Here is a 15,708-nt window from a genome sequence, read left to right as displayed (position 1 = left end):
TGACCCTTGCGGAAGGGCATATGTCCCCGCTATCCGCCTATAGTTATGACGTATATCAACAAGGACGAGGCCTCGTCTTTTAGCGGGCGCGGGCCTCTTGCTGTCTACCGGGAGCGTATTGCGTCCGGAGACCTGAAGAATGATCCGGATCAGGCCCGTGTGGTGGACCGGCTGGACCAGCTCTGGCACGAGCTGGCCACCATGCCGCCACAGGCCCCACCCGCTAAGGGCGGGCTGCTGGCGGGCCTTGCGCGCAGGCTGAAGCCACAGGCTCCGCCACCACGCCCGCGCGGGCTATATATTGTGGGGCGGGTTGGCCGTGGCAAAACCATGGTGATGGACCTGTTCTTCAGCTGTGCGCCGGTGCAGAAAAAGGAGCGCATCCACTTTCTGCGCTTCATGCAGGATGTGCATCAGAAACTGCATGACCTGAAAGCCGCCAACCCCGGCATGACGGACCCCATTCCGCCACTGGCTGCGGCCATAGCTGCCCGCGCCCGGTTGCTGTGCTTTGATGAATTCCAAGTCAATGACATTGCCGACGCCATGATTCTGGGGCGGCTGTTCGAGGCCTTGTTTGCGCAGGGGGTCGTCATTGTCGCGACCTCCAACACCGAGCCGGGTGAACTGTTCCAGAACCGCCCTGGTGCGGATGCCTTCAAACCGTTTATCGCCATCATCCGGCGGGAGCTGGATACGGTGGAACTGGACTCCCAGCGGGATTACCGGCGTGGGCGGCAGCAGGACCGGGAGACATGGCTGGTTCCCGCAGATGCACAGGCGCGTGCCCGGCTGGACGCTATTTTCACCCGCTATGCGGAGGGCGAGAAGGCCACGCCTGTCTCACTGGAATTCAGTGGGCGCACGTTTGAGGTGGATCAGGCGGCGGGTTCCGTGGCCCGGTTCGATTTCAACTCTTTGTGTGGCACGCCGCGCGGGCCGAACGATTATCTGGCGCTGGCCAGACGCTTCCCCGTGCTGATTATCGACGGAATTCCCAGCATGGGGCAGGACGAGGCCAATCTCGCCCGGCGGTTTATTACCCTCGTAGATGCGCTATACGATAACGGAAACCTGCTTTTTGCCTCGGCAGAAGCGGCACCTGACCAACTTTTTACCACGGGTGAGGGATCTGACGCGTTTGCCCGTACCGCATCACGCCTCGCAGAGATGGGAAGTGAAAGCTGGCTGGCGCGTGGGGCGGCGGCTGCACAGGCCGCGCATCGCCTCTCCACACCGTGACAGCTGGCTCTCTTGTCCCCGCTTCTGGCGCGGTCTAGCAAAATCATCAGAGCGGCTGAGGGCATTAAGGTCTTCAGCCTCACGGAATTCAGACTATGCGGGCAGGGCACCCTGCAACGCCGCAGGGTGAGAGAAAAAATGAACCGGCTTACGTTCGGGACTAACACAACCGCTGGCTGCCAGAACGGGCTTGCCCGGCAGCAGGGAGGACTCTGATCATGGCAGCTTCAGACGTGCTGACAACCGCGCTTAACGGAGCGAATATCGCGTATCTGGCGGACCTGTATGCCCGCTGGGCGCAGGACCCCAAAAGCGTTGATCCTTCATTCGATACGCTTTTCGGCTCTCTGGATGATGATGAAGCCGCTGTGCTGAAAGACGCCGTGGGAGCCTCCTGGGCCCCGCGCCCGTCCATCATTACGGGTGAAGAGCCGGCAGCACCGGCCAAAGGTGTGGCAGGCAGCCCCGCAGGTGGGCTGGCCGCAACGGACAGTCTGGCCATTGCCCGGCTGATCCGCGCCTTTCGCGTTTACGGGCATCAGGAAGCCCGGCTGGACCCGCTGGGCCTGCATGAACCGCATGCAACCGCGGAACTGGATCCGGCCACGTATGGCTTTGCGCAGAAAGATCTGGGCCGCGAGGTCTTTATAGGCTCTCTGATGGCACCGCTGCTGAAAGGCCGCACCACTGCCAAAGTGAGCGAAGTGGTAGACGCGCTGCGGGCGGTCTATTGCGACACCATCGGCGCGGAATACATGTATGCCCGCAACGCCGAGCAGCGTGACTGGCTTCGCACCCGGCTGGAAGGCGATAAGTGGCGCGAGACGGTGACGGTGGATGAGCAGAAAGCCATCCTGAAAAACCTGACAGAAGCGGAAGGTTTTGAAAGCTTCTGCCAGAAACGCTATGTGGGCGCGAAACGCTTTGGTCTGGAAGGCGGGGAAATTTCCATCCCCTCCCTGCATGCCATTATTGATCAGGCCGCCGCACAGGGCGTGACCTCTGTCACCATCGGCATGGCGCATCGTGGGCGTCTGAACACGCTGGTGAACGTGGTTCGTAAACCGTATGTGGCCATCTTCAATGAATTTGCCGGTGGGTCTTTCAAACCGGATGACGTGGCAGGCTCGGGCGATGTGAAATATCACCTCGGTTCCTCCACGGATGTGGAAGTCAGCGGCAAGTCCGTGCATATCGCGCTGCAACCCAATCCGTCCCATCTGGAAGCGGTTGACCCGGTGGTGTGCGGTAAAGTGCGCGCCATTCAGGATGATGCGGGCGATACGGAAACCCGCACCGGCCATATGGGTGTAATTATCCATGGTGACGCCGCGTTTGCTGGGCAGGGGCTGGTGTATGAAACCCTCTCCATGTCTCAGCTTCCCGGTTACCGCACGGGTGGCACCATCCATATGGTGGTGAACAATCAGGTGGGCTTTACCACCGACCCGAAAAACGGCCATTCCGGCATTTACGGCACCGACGTTGCCAAATCCATTGAAGCCCCGGTGCTCCATGTGAATGGTGATGACGCTGAGGCGGTGATTTACGTCTCCCGTCTGGCAGAAGATTACCGACAGGCTTTTGCCAGTGACATCGTGCTGGATATCGTCTGCTACCGTCGCCACGGGCACAATGAAACGGATGAACCCGCTTTCACGCAGCCAGTGATGTATAAAGCCATTGCGAACCATGAAACGCCGCACACGCTTTATTCAAAACGCCTTGTTGCCGCAGGTGTTGTGACGGAAGACGACGTGAAGGCCCAGTGGGATGCCTTCTTCCAGAAGCTGGATGAAGACTACAAGGCCGCGCAGTCCTACAAGGTGAACAAGGCGGACTGGCTGGAAGGCGGCTGGTCCGGGCTGATCGCCCCGACATCCGGCAAGGTGGACGCTGCTTATCCGGAAACAGGTGTGGCTGTTGAAACGCTCCAGAAAATTGGGGCGGCCATCACCAAGGTGCCGGGTGATTTTGACCTCAATTCCAAAATTGCCCGCCAGCTTAAAGCAAAAGCTGGGATGTTCTCCTCAGGTGAAGGGTTTGACTGGGCAACCGGTGAGGCTATGGGCTTTGGCTCTCTGCTGGTGGAACAGCATCGGGTGCGTCTCTCGGGTGAAGATTGCCAGCGCGGCACCTTCAGCCAGCGTCATGCGGTGCTGATTGACCAGACAAACCAGACGCCGTTTACACCGCTGAACCATATTGAAGACGATCAGGCCAAAATCGAGATCTGGAATTCCCACCTCTCGGAATACGGCGTGCTGGGCTTTGAGTATGGCTATTCCCTGCGCAACCCGAAAACGCTGGTGCTGTGGGAAGCGCAGTTTGGTGACTTTGCCAACTGTGCGCAGGTTATCATTGATCAGTTCATCGCCTCGGGGGAAACCAAGTGGCTGCGGATGTCCGGTCTGGTGATGCTGCTGCCGCATGGGTACGAAGGGCAGGGGCCGGAACATTCTTCTGCGCGGCTTGAGCGGTATCTCCAGCTTTGCGCTGAAGACAATATGTTCGTGTGTAACATCACGACCCCGGCCAACTACTTCCATGCGCTGCGCCGCCAGTTGAAGCTGGATTATCGCAAGCCGCTGATCCTGATGGAGCCGAAATCTCTGCTGCGTCACAAGCTGGCGGTCTCTGCTCTGTCCGATTTCGGGCCGGGCACGCGCTTCCAGCCGGTTCTGGCGGATGTGAATGATGCGGAACTGGACGGCATGGCGCCGGATGCCAGCATCAAGCGCGTCGTTATCTGCTCTGGTAAGGTCTATTATGACTTGCTGGCGGCACGCCGGGAAAACAAGCTGAAGGAGGTGGCGATCCTGCGTCTGGAACAACTCTACCCGTTCCCGGAAGCAGCCCTCGCGGCCGAGCTGAAGCGTTATCCTGAAGCCGAAGTGATCTGGTGCCAGGAAGAAACGGAAAATGGCGGGGCCTGGCACTTTGTGGATCGTCGGATTGAGGGCGCCTTGCAGGCTGCACAGCATAAGGCGGGTCGTCCGCGTTATGTGGGCCGTGCCGCAGCGGCCAGCCCGGCCACAGGTCTGGCGCGCATCCATGCGGCAGAACAGGCGAACCTTGTGGAAAGGGCCTTGGGTTTGAAAAAAACGGACTGAAAGCAGACCATCTGAAAAGACCGCCTGCCGCAATAACGGCAGGCATGCCAGCCCGGCAGATTTGAAAAACAGAAGACTCTGCCGGGGAGTGTTTGAAGGAAATGGGGACATAGGATGTCAGTCGAAATCAAGGTGCCGACACTGGGTGAAAGCGTAACAACGGCTACGGTGGCCAAATGGCTGAAAAAAGCTGGGGACACTGTGGCGGCTGATGAGCCGATTGTTGAGCTGGAAACCGACAAGGTGAGTGTGGAAGTTCCGGCACCGCAGGCTGGTGTACTGGGCACGGAAGTAGCCAAGGTAGGGGATGAGGTGGAAGTTGGCGCGCTGCTGACGACGCTGGAACCCGGTGCCGCTGGCGCAGCGAAGCCCGCAGCCAAAGCTGCTCCGTCTGAAAAGAAGGCTGCCTCCGCTCCCGCAGCACCTGCGCCTGCACCCAAAGCCGCCCCGGCCTCTGCTCCGGCAGTGGACGCTGCTGCGGCTCTGCCTGCTGCCCGCAAGATGATGACGGAAAACGGCCTGAGCACAGGACAGCTTGGCGCTGGCACCGGCAAGGATGGACGGATTACCAAAGGCGACGTTCTGGGCTTCCTCTCCCAGCCGCCGGTGGCTCAGGCTCCCGCAGCCCCCAAACCGGCCCGTAATGATGACCCGCGTGAAGAACGCGTGAAGATGACGCGCCTGCGCCGCACCATTGCCCGCCGCCTGAAAGATGCGCAGAACACCGCTGCTATTCTGACGACCTTTAACGAGGTTGACCTTTCCGAAGCCATGGCGCTGCGGAAGGAATATCAGGACGCATTTGTGAAAAAGCATGGTGTGAAGCTGGGCTTTATGTCCATTTTCTCCCGCGCTGTAATTGCGGCCCTGAAAGAATTCCCGGCGATTAACGCTGAAATTGACGGCGATGACGTGATTTATCGCGACTTCGTCAATCTCGGTATTGCCGTGGGTGGCCCGAACGGGCTGGTCGTGCCGGTTATTAAAAATGCCGACAAGCTGGGCTATGCCGAAATTGAAAAAACCATTGCAGGCTTCGGCAAAGCTGCGCGTGAAGGCACGTTGAAGATTGATGATCTGGCCGGTGGCACGTTCTCCATCACCAATGGCGGGATCTATGGATCTCTGCTGTCCACGCCTATTCTGAATGCACCGCAGTCCGGTATTCTGGGCATGCACGCCATTCAGGAACGCCCGGTGGCAGTGAATGGTCAGGTGGTGATCCGCCCGATGATGTATACCGCGCTGTCTTATGATCATCGCATTGTGGACGGGAAGGAGGCGGTCAGCTTCCTCGTCCGCATCAAGCAGAATGTGGAAGACCCGCGTCGTCTTCTGATTGACGTCTGAGACTGCTCAGGGCTGGCCGAAACATAGTCGGCCAGCCTTTTTCTTTTTCTGACCCCTGAATGCGAACGAGAGCGAAGCCATGCCGATTGAAATCAAAGTTCCGTCCCTTGGAGAGAGTGTCACCACCGCCACCGTGGGGAAATGGCTGAAGCAGCCGGGCGATGCCGTAAAAACGGATGAGCCGGTTGTGGAGCTGGAAACGGACAAGGTGAGCGTGGAAGTACCCGCTCCGGCGGATGGTCGGCTGGCTGCGCACGCGGTTGCAGAAGGGGATGAAGTGGACGTGGGTGCCGTGCTGGCAACACTGGAGCAGGGGGCTGCTGGCGCGTCTGCACCGGCCAAGGCGGCTCCGGCGGCAGCAAAAGCGGACAAGCCTGCGGCTCAGTCCGCCGCCGCAGCCAAACCCGCAGCTGCGCAGGCCGAAGCCCCGGCTGAAACAGATTATGATGTGCTGGTGATTGGTGCTGGTCCCGGTGGCTATGTGTGCGCCATTCGCGCTGCGCAGCTTGGCTTCAAAGTGGCCTGCGTGGAAAAACGCGCCACACTGGGCGGCACGTGTCTGAACGTGGGATGTATCCCGTCCAAGGCGCTGTTGCAGTCTTCTGAAAACTACCATGCGGCAGGCCATGATTTTGCAGCGCATGGTGTGGTGATTGACAGCGTGAAGCTGGATCTGGCTCGCATGCAGGCCCGCAAGGCCGATATTGTTGGCGCGAACGTGAAGGGTGTTGAATACCTCTTCAAGAAAAACGGCATCACCTGGCTGAAAGGCCACGGCAAGGTGGAAGGCACAGGCCGCATTACGGTGGATGGCAAGCCGGTTACGGCGAAGCACATCATCATCGCCAGCGGTAGTGACAGTGCCAATCTGCCGGGCATTGAAGTGGATGAAAAAACCATCGTCACCTCAACCGGCGCACTGGAACTCTCCGAAGTGCCAAAGCGTCTGGTCGTCATTGGTGGCGGCGTGATTGGTCTGGAGCTGGGCAGTGTCTGGCAGCGTCTGGGTGCAGACGTCACGGTCATTGAATATCTGAACCGTCTGGTGCCGGGCACGGATAACGAGGTCGCCTCGCAGTTCCAGAAGCTGCTGGTCAAGCAGGGCTTCAAGCTCAAGCTGGGCCATAAGGTCACCAAAGCCGAAAAAACCAAAAAAGGCGTGGTGCTAACGGTTGAGCCTGCTGCCGGTGGCGCAGCCGAAACGCTGGAAGCTGACATTGTGCTGCTGGCAGTCGGCCGCACCGCTGCCAGCAAAGGTATGGGGCTGGAAGAAGCCGGGATTGAGCTGGACAAACGCGGCCGTGTGGTAACGGACGCTCACTTTGCCACCAACGTTCCGGGCATTTACGCCATTGGCGATGTGATTGCCGGACCGATGCTGGCGCACAAGGCTGAGGAAGAAGGCGTTGCTCTGGCCGAAATTCTGGCCGGGCAGGCTGGCCATGTGAACTACGATGCCATTCCGGGCGTGATTTACACCTGGCCGGAAGTGGCCTCCGTGGGCTTTACGGAAGAGCAGCTCAAGGAAAAAGGCACCGTTTACAAAATCGGCAAATTCCCCTTCATGGCCAATGGCCGTGCGCGGGCGCTGGGCATGACGGACGGATTCGTCAAAGTGCTGGCCTGTGAGAAAACAGACCGCGTTCTGGGCGTGCATATCATCGGCCCGTGTGCGGGTGAACTGATTGCCGAAGCCACCATGGCCATTGAGTTTGGTGCATCCGCTGAGGATATCGGTCGGGTTTGCCATGCTCACCCCACACTGAGTGAAGCTGTGAAGGAAGCAGCTCTGGGTGCAGATAATCGCTCCATCAATATTTGACGATTTCCTTCCTGCGGGAAGGAATGCCATAATCTCTTTTGATAGTGATGCAGGAGAGACTTGGTATGTCAGGGGCAAGGTGTCCGACACTTCTTTTTATAGCCGGCAGCTTGCTCCTTGTGCCGGGACTGGCATACGCAGCGGGAACGGGGTCTTCTGATCCCGTTTCGTCGTCCGGGCAGACAAGCGCTCAGCCCGCACAGCCTGATCAGGAAGGGGCACCGTCCCCGACACTCACTCCGGCGGAGCCGGTGCTAAAGGAAGCGCCGCCCCTGCCGGAGATTCCAGTTCTGAATGAAGAGGATGCGCGGGCGGAAGCCACGCGTCTGAACAGTGCCTTCCGGCATGAAGTGCCTGTGGCGCTTAAAGTCTCATCCGCACAAAAAGCCGCATGGATTATGCTGGCGCAGGAACAGATCCAGCAGGCATCTTTTCCGCTGGACCGCCCGCAGGTGGTGCTGGTGGTGGACCGCAACCCTGCCGTGCAGCGTATGTGCCTGATGCTGGCGCTGCCGGGGCAGTCAGACTGGCAGGTGATTGGCAGCACCAAGGTCTCCACCGGCACAACCGGGCGGAAATTCTATTACATCACTCCCACCGGCGTGTTTAACAATACGGCGGATATTCTCGGCTATCGGGCTTTAGGCACCAAGAACGAGAACGGCATTATGGGGAACGGCACCAAGGGCATGCGGGTGTGGGATTTTGGCTGGCAATGGGCCGAAAAAGGCTGGCTGCCTGTGCCGCGTGAAAAAGGGCAGATCCGGCTGGAAATGCATGCAACGGACCCGGTCTATCTGGAAAGCCGTCTGGGCCATGTGGCGTCCGAGGGCTGTATCCGCATCCCATCATCGCTGAATGTGTTTATCGACAAGCACGGTCTGATTGATGCGGAAGATGAGCAGATGGCGGTGATTGATAACCGCTTCCGCGCGCTTCTGCGGTCTGACCGTGTGGTGTCTCCGCTGGCAGGCTCTGCCGTGATTGTGGTGGACAGCGCCAGTCGGCCTGATCTGGCGCATGTGAATATTAGCGAGAACAAAACCGCCGCGGCGCGTCATACTCCGTCGCAAACGCATAGTTAAAGAGGGTGAGGCCGGGTTGCCCGGTCTTCCATAGAAAAAGGCGTGCGAGGTTTCCCCCGCACGCCTTTTTTGTGTCCAGTTGACTGTAAGACTTACAGACCAGCAGGAACCTTGCCGCCGTTGGCAGCCAGTTTGGCGCGGACTTCCTTGATCAGCCAGACGTTCATGCTGGCGGAATCATTGGTGTCACCCGTGTAGCCCAGTTCTGCAGCCAGTTTCTTGCGGGCATCCAGAGAGCTGTCCAGACCCAGCAGCTTCAGCAGATCAACGATGGACTCTTTCCAGTTGAGGTTCTGTCCGTTCTGGGCAGCCAGACCGGTCAGAACGGCATCAATGTCCACCGGAGCAGCCGGGGCAGCGGCAGCAGCAGCTTCCGGGGAAGCAGACGGTGCAGCAGCCTGCGTGGCCGGTGCGTCAGCCGGAGCGGCAGACGGCGTAGCCGCGTTGGCGTGGTGGAAAATGGTGGAGAGAATGGTGCCGAAAATGCTCATTCTAAAAGTCCTTTCGCAGCAGATAACGCTCAGCTGCCAACACGAAAGCGTGCTCGCATACTGAATCATCTTCTTACAAACCATACACCAATAGGAATGGTTGCAAAGAAGTGTGATGAACGATTTGCATATCTGGGAAGCATTCCCTGCCTGCCAGATGGGCAGAGCAGGGTAATGCGGGGAGAGAAACAGCCGCCAGCCGGAAGGGCAGGGGCGGCTGCTTCGCTCCGGGGTCGTCTTAGTAGCGGTATTCTTCGTGCTTGAACGGGCCGTTAACCGGCACGTCAATATAGTCAGCCTGCTTCTGAGACATTTTGCTCAGCTGCGCGCCAACTTTGGCAAGGTGCAGGAAGGCCACTTTCTCATCCAGCTTTTTGGGCAGGGTGTAGACTTTGGCTTCGTACTTGCCTTTCGGAGCTGTCCACAGTTCGATCTGCGCCAGCGTCTGATTGGTAAAGGAGGCAGACATCACGAAGGACGGGTGGCCCGTGGCGTTGCCCAGGTTCACCAGACGGCCTTCGGACAGGATGATCAGGCGCTTGCCATCAGGGAACACAACTTCGTCCACCTGCGGCTTGATGTTGTCCCACGTGAAGTTGCGCAGGGCACCGATCTGAATTTCAGAATCAAAGTGGCCGATGTTGCACACAATCGCGCGGTGCTTCATGGCGCGCATGTGGTCCAGCGTGATGACGTCCACGTTGCCGGTTGCGGTCACGAAGATGTCGCCACGGGGGGCGGCTTCTTCCATGGTCACAACTTCATAGCCTTCCATGGCGGCCTGCAGAGCGCAGATCGGGTCAACTTCCGTCACCAGCACGCGGCAACCTGCGTTGCGCAGGGAGGCAGCGGAGCCTTTGCCCACGTCACCATAACCCGCAACAACGGCAACCTTGCCGGCCATCATCACGTCCGTGCCACGGCGGATGGCGTCAACAAGGCTTTCACGGCAGCCATACAGGTTGTCGAACTTGGACTTGGTAACGCTGTCATTCACGTTGATGGCCGGAACCTTCAGCGTGCCTTTTTTCTGCATTTCCCACAGGCGATGCACACCCGTCGTGGTTTCTTCAGAAAGGCCCTTAACGTTCTTCAGCAGTTCCGGGAACTTGTCGTGCATCATAACGGTGAGGTCACCGCCATCATCCAGAATCATGTTCGGGGTCCAGCCATCGGGGCCCTGAATGGTCTGCTCAATGCACCAGTTGAATTCGTCTTCCGTCAGGCCTTTCCAGGCGAATACGGGGATGCCGGCAGCAGCAATGGCCGCAGCAGCCTGATCCTGCGTGGAGAAGATGTTGCAGGAAGACCAGCGCACCGTGGCACCCAGAGCAACCAGCGTTTCAATCAGAACGGCGGTCTGGATGGTCATGTGCAGGCAGCCCGCAATGCGTGCGCCCTTCAGCGGCTGGCTGGCGCCGTATTCCTCGCGGAGCGCCATCAGGCCCGGCATTTCGCCTTCTGCGATGGAAATTTCTTTACGGCCCCACTCTGCGAGCGAGAGGTCCTTAACCTTGTAATCGGTCATGATTGTCCTGCTTCCTGATCAAAATCGAGGGTTTCTATACAGGCTGGAAGGCACTCAGGCCAGCCGTAACCCGCATCAGCCCCGCGCAAACGTGCGCGCAGCTTGCAAGACGGGCTGTTTTCTGGTCTCCACAGGGCAGATTATCCCTTTGAATTTTGCTGGTCTGGCTCGCTTATGGCTTTGCTTCGCTCCATCCTGTTCAATGTTATGGCCTTTGTGCTGACCCTGATTATGGGGGTTGGTGCGTTTCCCATTCGCTGGTTCGCCAGGCGGCTGGCGTTGCCGTACGCCAAGCTATGGACCCGGCTGGTGCTGATGCTGTTCCGCGATATCTGCGGGGTGGAAGTGCGCATTACTGGCCTTGAGAATCTGGCCGCAGCTGGTGGCGGCCCCATGCTGATTGCCTCCCAGCATCAGTCCGCCTTTGATACGCTGATCTGGATGCTGCTGGTACCGTATCCGTCCTACGTGATGAAAGGCGAGCTGCGTCGCATTCCGCTGCTGGGGCCGATGCTGATTCTGGCGGGCATGATGCCGATTGAACGTGCAGCTGGCGCCAAGGCTATGCGGGCTTTGCTGAGCGAGACGGAAAAAGCGGTTGCGGCAGGCAAGCAGATTATCATTTTCCCGGAAGGGACGCGGACCGCTCCGGGCGAGCATGTGGCGCTCAAACCCGGCATTGCCGCCATGGCAGCGCATGCCGGGCTTCCGGTTGTGCCGGTGGCGACTAATTCCGGCTTGTTCTGGGGACGCAATGCCTTTCTCAAGCGCTCCGGTGTGCTGCATGTCGCTATTGGTGCTCCTCTCGCGCCGATGAACCGGAAGTTGTTGCTGGGTGAGATTGAGAAAAGCTGGCGCGGGCTGGAGCAGGACTTTGCCGCGCAGGACCGGATTGTAGACGGCAAGGTCGTCTGAGGCGGGGATAAGTCAGACTATCCTGTGGATAACTTTGTGGATGCAGGAGGCGGTGCTTTGACGTGCCGCAGGTAAAACATCCTTTTTCATGTGGCATTCCAGTAAAGGCCAGCATGAATACTGGCAGAGAAACGAAATGGATTTTTGTTGAAAATTAAGAAAGTCCTTGAAAAATAAGCCTGTTTCAATTTTTAAATTTTTATGAAGGACTGTCTGAAAACTGTCATTTTTGAAACACAATTCAGACGCGCTGCTCCTTGCAGGAACGGTGGACCAATGTGGACGAAATGCCGGATTTTCCGAAAGAACAGTGGGACGCTGGCAGTTCCTCCAGCGGAATCTCGCGCATATGGCCCTGCATTTGAGGGGACATGAAAGTCTGGTAAGCTAACCATCTTCTTCGCTCAGCCAGAGTTTTTCATGTCTCAGATGATGCCTGCCGCACCCCTTCCAGCGTTTTTACTGCGCAATGTCCGGATGCTGCCAAACCGGGATGATATTTTGCCGCTTCTGCCCAAAAACGCAGTGATTGCGGAGGTGGGGGTGATGACGGGTGATTTCTCTCAGAAAATTCTCGATATCTGCAAACCCCGGCAGTTTTACGCGCTGGATATTTTCAATGTGCATGAACTGCCGGAAGTGTGGGGCCAGCCGTCGGCTGAAATGTTCGATAATAAAACGCAGCAGGCGTTCTATGAATCCCGCTTTGCGGACGAGATTGCGCGCGGGCGCGTCAAGGTTCTGGTGGGCGATAGTGGCGTGATGCTGGACCAGTTGCCAGACCATGGTGTGGACGTGATTTATCTGGATGCCGACCACAATTATCAGGCCGTTGTGCGGGATCTGGAACTGTGCGAGCGCAAGCTGAAACCGCATACTGGCCTGCTGATCCTTAATGATTACATCATGGCGGATGGTGGCGGCCCGTATGGCGTCATTCAGGCGGCCCATGAGTTCATGCTGCGTCATGGGTGGGAAATGGTCGTTTTTGCGCTTCAGGAATACATGTATTGCGATATCGTTTTGCGCAAGCATCCCGCAACGCGCCCACGTCGTATTCTGCAAAGACTAGTGCAGAAAATGGGTTATACCAAGCTGGGTCGCTTTTGAGTGCGGCTTTTCAGGTCTTCGCTGTCTGGGCCAGCGCTTTGTGTGGCCGGGGGCTGAATGCGTAAATCTTTAGGACTGCTGGCCTGCGCCGGTGCGAGTGTGCTGGCGCTGGATAGTCTGCTCTGGTGGGGTGGCGTTCAGTTTCTGGAGCATCGACTGGCCAGTGCCAGTGCCAGTGCCAGTGCCAGTGCCAGTGCTAGTGCCAGTGCCAGTGGCGGGGGAGGCATGGCGCAGTCTGCCGGCTGTCCGGTGGTTTTTCAGCACAAACAACGGGGCGGGTGGCCGTTTCGGGCACAGGTATTGCTGGAGGGTGTGCAGATAATGTGTGGAGTGTCAGCCGGGCAGGGTGGCGTGTCTTATGCTGTAAGCCATGCCGTGCTGGATCTGGCCCCATGGCATCCGCTCACAGTGCAGGGCACGCTGGACGGTGGGCAGGCACTGGCTGTGCAAGCAGAAAAGGGGCCTGCGGGCGGCCAAAAGCCGGGGTATCTCCTGCTCAAAACAGATGGCGCACCCGTGCGGATTTCTCTGCCTTTACGTGCGACTAAGGCAGGCACTCTCCTGTTCCACACCGACTTTTTGCATCTGGTGCCGCAACGTGGCGTGGCGCAAGCGCATCCGGTTACGGCGCGAGGTGTGAGCGGAAAGCTGGTCTGGAATAGCCATGCGGATGCGCAGGCCAGCGCCCTGGCACTGTCTTTTACTGCTCAACGTGCCGTGGTGGCACCCTGGGCGGACAGCGTGGACGATGTGCAAGGCGCGGTCTCCCTCCCCGGGCCGATGGGAAGGCTTGTAGCACTGTGGTCGCTGGATGAGGCTGCTTCCAATGATCCACCGGCTTCAGATGCTGGAAATCTGGGCGGGGGAGAGAGCCCCGACGGTGGGATGGGTTCGACGTCCAAGGACCAGTCGGCATCGTCCGATCATGAGGCGACGGATGCCGGGTCTCCCTCGGTTTTCCCGTCTTCGCCTTCTGCGGCCGCGCCCGGTTACGCGGAAATTCTGGTGCAGCATGTAAGTGGGCGCTGGCGTGGGCTGGGCATCTCATGGTCGGGTCGGCTGGTCATGGCTCCCGGAGGCACGCCGTTGGGCGAGACATGGCTGACCCTGAGTAACTGGCGACCTTTTCTGGCGCGTTTGCAGCAGGACAAAACGCTAAGCCCGGCGCAAACGGTGCTTTTGTCAAAACTGACCGACCAGCTTGAGCAACGCACCAGTGGCAGAGAAGGGCCGCTGAGTGTGCCTTTGCAGGTGCAGGACGGGGCTGTGCAGCTTGGCGGAGTGCCGCTTCTGTCTGTGCTGGCGACGCTGCACAGTGTTTCGCTATCGGGTGCGAGCGCCCCCTGATTTAACGTATGATTATGCACGCTGAGACCCCTGCCATGATGTCCAGGGAGTGTTCGTTGCGTTTGTCATCCTTCCTTAAAACGTATCCTTCTCACGCCGTAATCTGGCGAGGGTCGGCACATCAGGGGCGCGCAGGAACGGGTTTGTGGCGCGTTCTTCGCCAAGTGTGGAGGGCACGGTTGCGCGGCCTTCAGTCCGCAGGCGTTTAACCTCCGCCACGCGGGTTTTCAGGGCGGTGTTGTCTGGTTCGGCATGCAGGGCAAAGGCGGTGTTGCCCTGGGTGTATTCATGCCCGCAGCAGACCAGCGTTTCGTCTGGCAGATGAGCAAAGCGTTTCAGGCTTTCAAAAAGCTGTTCCGCCGTGCCTTCAAACAGGCGCCCACAACCCAGACTGAACAGGGTGTCTCCACAGAACAGGGTCGGCGGTTCCGCAAAATAATAGCTGATATGGCCGCGTGTGTGGCCCGGCACGGCAATGACCCGGCCCTGAGACTGGCCAACGGCAATCGTCTCATTGTCATGCAGCTCAATATCCAGCGCAGGCATGCGGGCTGCTTCGGAGGCCGGGCCAGCCACGCGGGCATTGTAGCGGGTGCGCAGGGCATCCGTGCCGCCAACATGGTCGGCATGGTGATGGGTGAGCAGGATCAGGTCCAGTCGCCCGCCGGTCTCATCCAGCACAGCCTGAATGGGGGCGGCTTCTCCGGGGTCCACAATGGCGGTGCAACCGGTTTCCGTGTCTCGCAGAAGCCAGCTGTAATTGTCTGACAAAACCGGAATGGCGCGGGTTTGAAGAGACATGGGGCAATTCTCCAGAGTGGAAACTTTGAGGGGACGTATGCGCAGTCATGGCGCCGGGAGCGGATATCATGGTACACATCCGCTATGCATAAGGCCATTCCTCCCTCGGCAGACGCCTTTTATCAGACCCACGAGGGCCAGACCTGCGCGGCTTTGCTGCGTGAGCGGCTCCAATGGTTCTGGCCTGATCTGCGCGGTCAGCGCGTGCTGGGGCTGGGCTATGCCGGGCCGTATCTGGGGGCATGGCGCGGGCGCGGCGCGCTCTGCATTTCCGCCCGAACGCCGGACCACTGGCCTCAGAGTGCCAACGTGCAAACGTCCATGCCGTTTTCGGCTTGCGACCGGGAATGCGTGGTGGACCCGTATGCTCTGCCGTTTGATGAAGATGCCTTTGACCGGATCGTGCTGGTGCATGCCTGTGCGGAGGAGGACCAGATGGTGCCTCTGTTGCGGGCGGCTGGCCGGGTTCTGAAAGATGATGGGCGACTGCTGATGATCCTGCCTAACAGGTTGGGCGGGCGGCTGCGGCAGAAAAATACGCCTTTTGCGCAGGATGTCGCCTGTTCCCGCACAGGCCTGCGTACCATACTGGGCCATGCCATGCTGCTGGCAGAGCGGCGGGATGAGGCTTTGTTTCTGCCTGCCCGGCAGGCCTGTACCAGTATGGGCCGGGGGCGCCGGTCCGATATTGCTGGAAAAGTTCTCTCACCGGGGCTTGGCAGCCTGATGCTGGTGGAAGCCGTGAAAGATGTCTTTTCCGGCACGCCGCTGCCCGTCCGCTCTCCCCGGACATGGTTTAAAAAGATGCTCTGCCCGGCGCAGGAGACGGCAACCCAAAAGAGCGGTGGCCCGCCGGAGGGTGCGAGCCGTATACCCGAGACATAAAGGCAAATTCGCTGCGCGT

Annotated in this window: 12 protein-coding genes; 9 read left to right on the top strand and 3 right to left on the bottom strand. The window is 58.9% G+C overall.

Annotated features, from left to right (window positions below; all coding sequences use genetic code 11):
* Positions 1-45 precede the first annotated feature (45 nt).
* The 5 genes from zapE (at position 46) to KP703_RS01070 (ending at position 8,612) form a co-directional block, all read left to right on the top strand.
* Positions 46-1,242: a cell division protein ZapE gene (zapE, locus tag KP703_RS01090; protein ID WP_215753530.1), complete on the top strand. Its 1,197-nt coding sequence runs from the start codon at positions 46-48 to the stop codon at positions 1,240-1,242.
* A 218-nt stretch (positions 1,243-1,460) separates the two neighbouring features.
* On the top strand, positions 1,461-4,355 hold the full coding sequence (locus KP703_RS01085) for a 2-oxoglutarate dehydrogenase E1 component (protein WP_215753529.1): 2,895 nt from the start codon (positions 1,461-1,463) through the stop codon (positions 4,353-4,355).
* A gap of 114 nt (positions 4,356-4,469) precedes the next feature.
* Positions 4,470-5,705: a 2-oxoglutarate dehydrogenase complex dihydrolipoyllysine-residue succinyltransferase gene (gene odhB / locus KP703_RS01080; protein WP_215753528.1), complete on the top strand. Its 1,236-nt coding sequence runs from the start codon at positions 4,470-4,472 to the stop codon at positions 5,703-5,705.
* A 79-nt stretch (positions 5,706-5,784) separates the two neighbouring features.
* Positions 5,785-7,527, top strand: a complete 1,743-nt coding sequence (gene lpdA, locus KP703_RS01075; RefSeq protein WP_215753527.1) for a dihydrolipoyl dehydrogenase — start codon at positions 5,785-5,787, stop codon at positions 7,525-7,527.
* 65 nt (positions 7,528-7,592) lie between these two features.
* Positions 7,593-8,612: a L,D-transpeptidase gene (locus tag KP703_RS01070; RefSeq protein ID WP_215753526.1), complete on the top strand. Its 1,020-nt coding sequence runs from the start codon at positions 7,593-7,595 to the stop codon at positions 8,610-8,612.
* A gap of 92 nt (positions 8,613-8,704) precedes the next feature.
* Here the strand turns inward: KP703_RS01070 and KP703_RS01065 are convergent, their stop codons facing one another.
* Positions 8,705-9,103, bottom strand: coding sequence for a DUF3597 domain-containing protein (locus KP703_RS01065; RefSeq protein ID WP_062140736.1), 399 nt, complete (start codon positions 9,101-9,103; stop codon positions 8,705-8,707).
* Between the two features lie 238 nt (positions 9,104-9,341).
* Positions 9,342-10,631: an adenosylhomocysteinase gene (gene ahcY / locus KP703_RS01060; protein ID WP_215753525.1), complete on the bottom strand. Its 1,290-nt coding sequence runs from the start codon at positions 10,629-10,631 to the stop codon at positions 9,342-9,344.
* Positions 10,632-10,805: 174 nt separating this feature from the next.
* On the opposite strand from ahcY, the gene KP703_RS01055 reads away from it, so the two are divergent.
* The 3 genes from KP703_RS01055 (at position 10,806) to KP703_RS01045 (ending at position 14,003) form a co-directional block, all read left to right on the top strand.
* Positions 10,806-11,546, top strand: coding sequence for a 1-acyl-sn-glycerol-3-phosphate acyltransferase (locus KP703_RS01055; protein WP_215753524.1), 741 nt, complete (start codon positions 10,806-10,808; stop codon positions 11,544-11,546).
* Positions 11,547-11,966: 420 nt separating this feature from the next.
* Positions 11,967-12,656 (top strand): class I SAM-dependent methyltransferase, encoded by a 690-nt coding sequence (locus tag KP703_RS01050; RefSeq protein WP_215753523.1) that lies wholly within the window; start codon positions 11,967-11,969, stop codon positions 12,654-12,656.
* A gap of 57 nt (positions 12,657-12,713) precedes the next feature.
* On the top strand, positions 12,714-14,003 hold the full coding sequence (locus KP703_RS01045) for a DUF2125 domain-containing protein (RefSeq protein ID WP_215753522.1): 1,290 nt from the start codon (positions 12,714-12,716) through the stop codon (positions 14,001-14,003).
* Positions 14,004-14,078: 75 nt separating this feature from the next.
* Here KP703_RS01045 and gloB read toward each other — a convergent pair whose 3' ends face one another.
* Complete coding sequence (gloB, locus tag KP703_RS01040; protein ID WP_215753521.1) at positions 14,079-14,804, bottom strand: hydroxyacylglutathione hydrolase; 726 nt, start codon at positions 14,802-14,804, stop codon at positions 14,079-14,081.
* 84 nt (positions 14,805-14,888) lie between these two features.
* Between gloB and KP703_RS01035 the strand changes: the two genes are divergently transcribed.
* A complete protein-coding gene (locus KP703_RS01035; protein WP_215753520.1) occupies positions 14,889-15,689 on the top strand; it encodes a class I SAM-dependent methyltransferase in 801 nt (266 codons plus the stop codon).
* The last annotated feature ends 19 nt before the right edge of the window (positions 15,690-15,708 follow it).

The sequence above is a fragment of the Acetobacter sp. P5B1 genome, from assembly GCF_018811985.1.
Classification (GTDB): domain Bacteria; phylum Pseudomonadota; class Alphaproteobacteria; order Acetobacterales; family Acetobacteraceae; genus Acetobacter; species Acetobacter cerevisiae.
The sequence above is the reverse complement of the archived record's forward strand: the minus strand, read 5'-3'. Positions and strand labels throughout refer to the sequence as shown.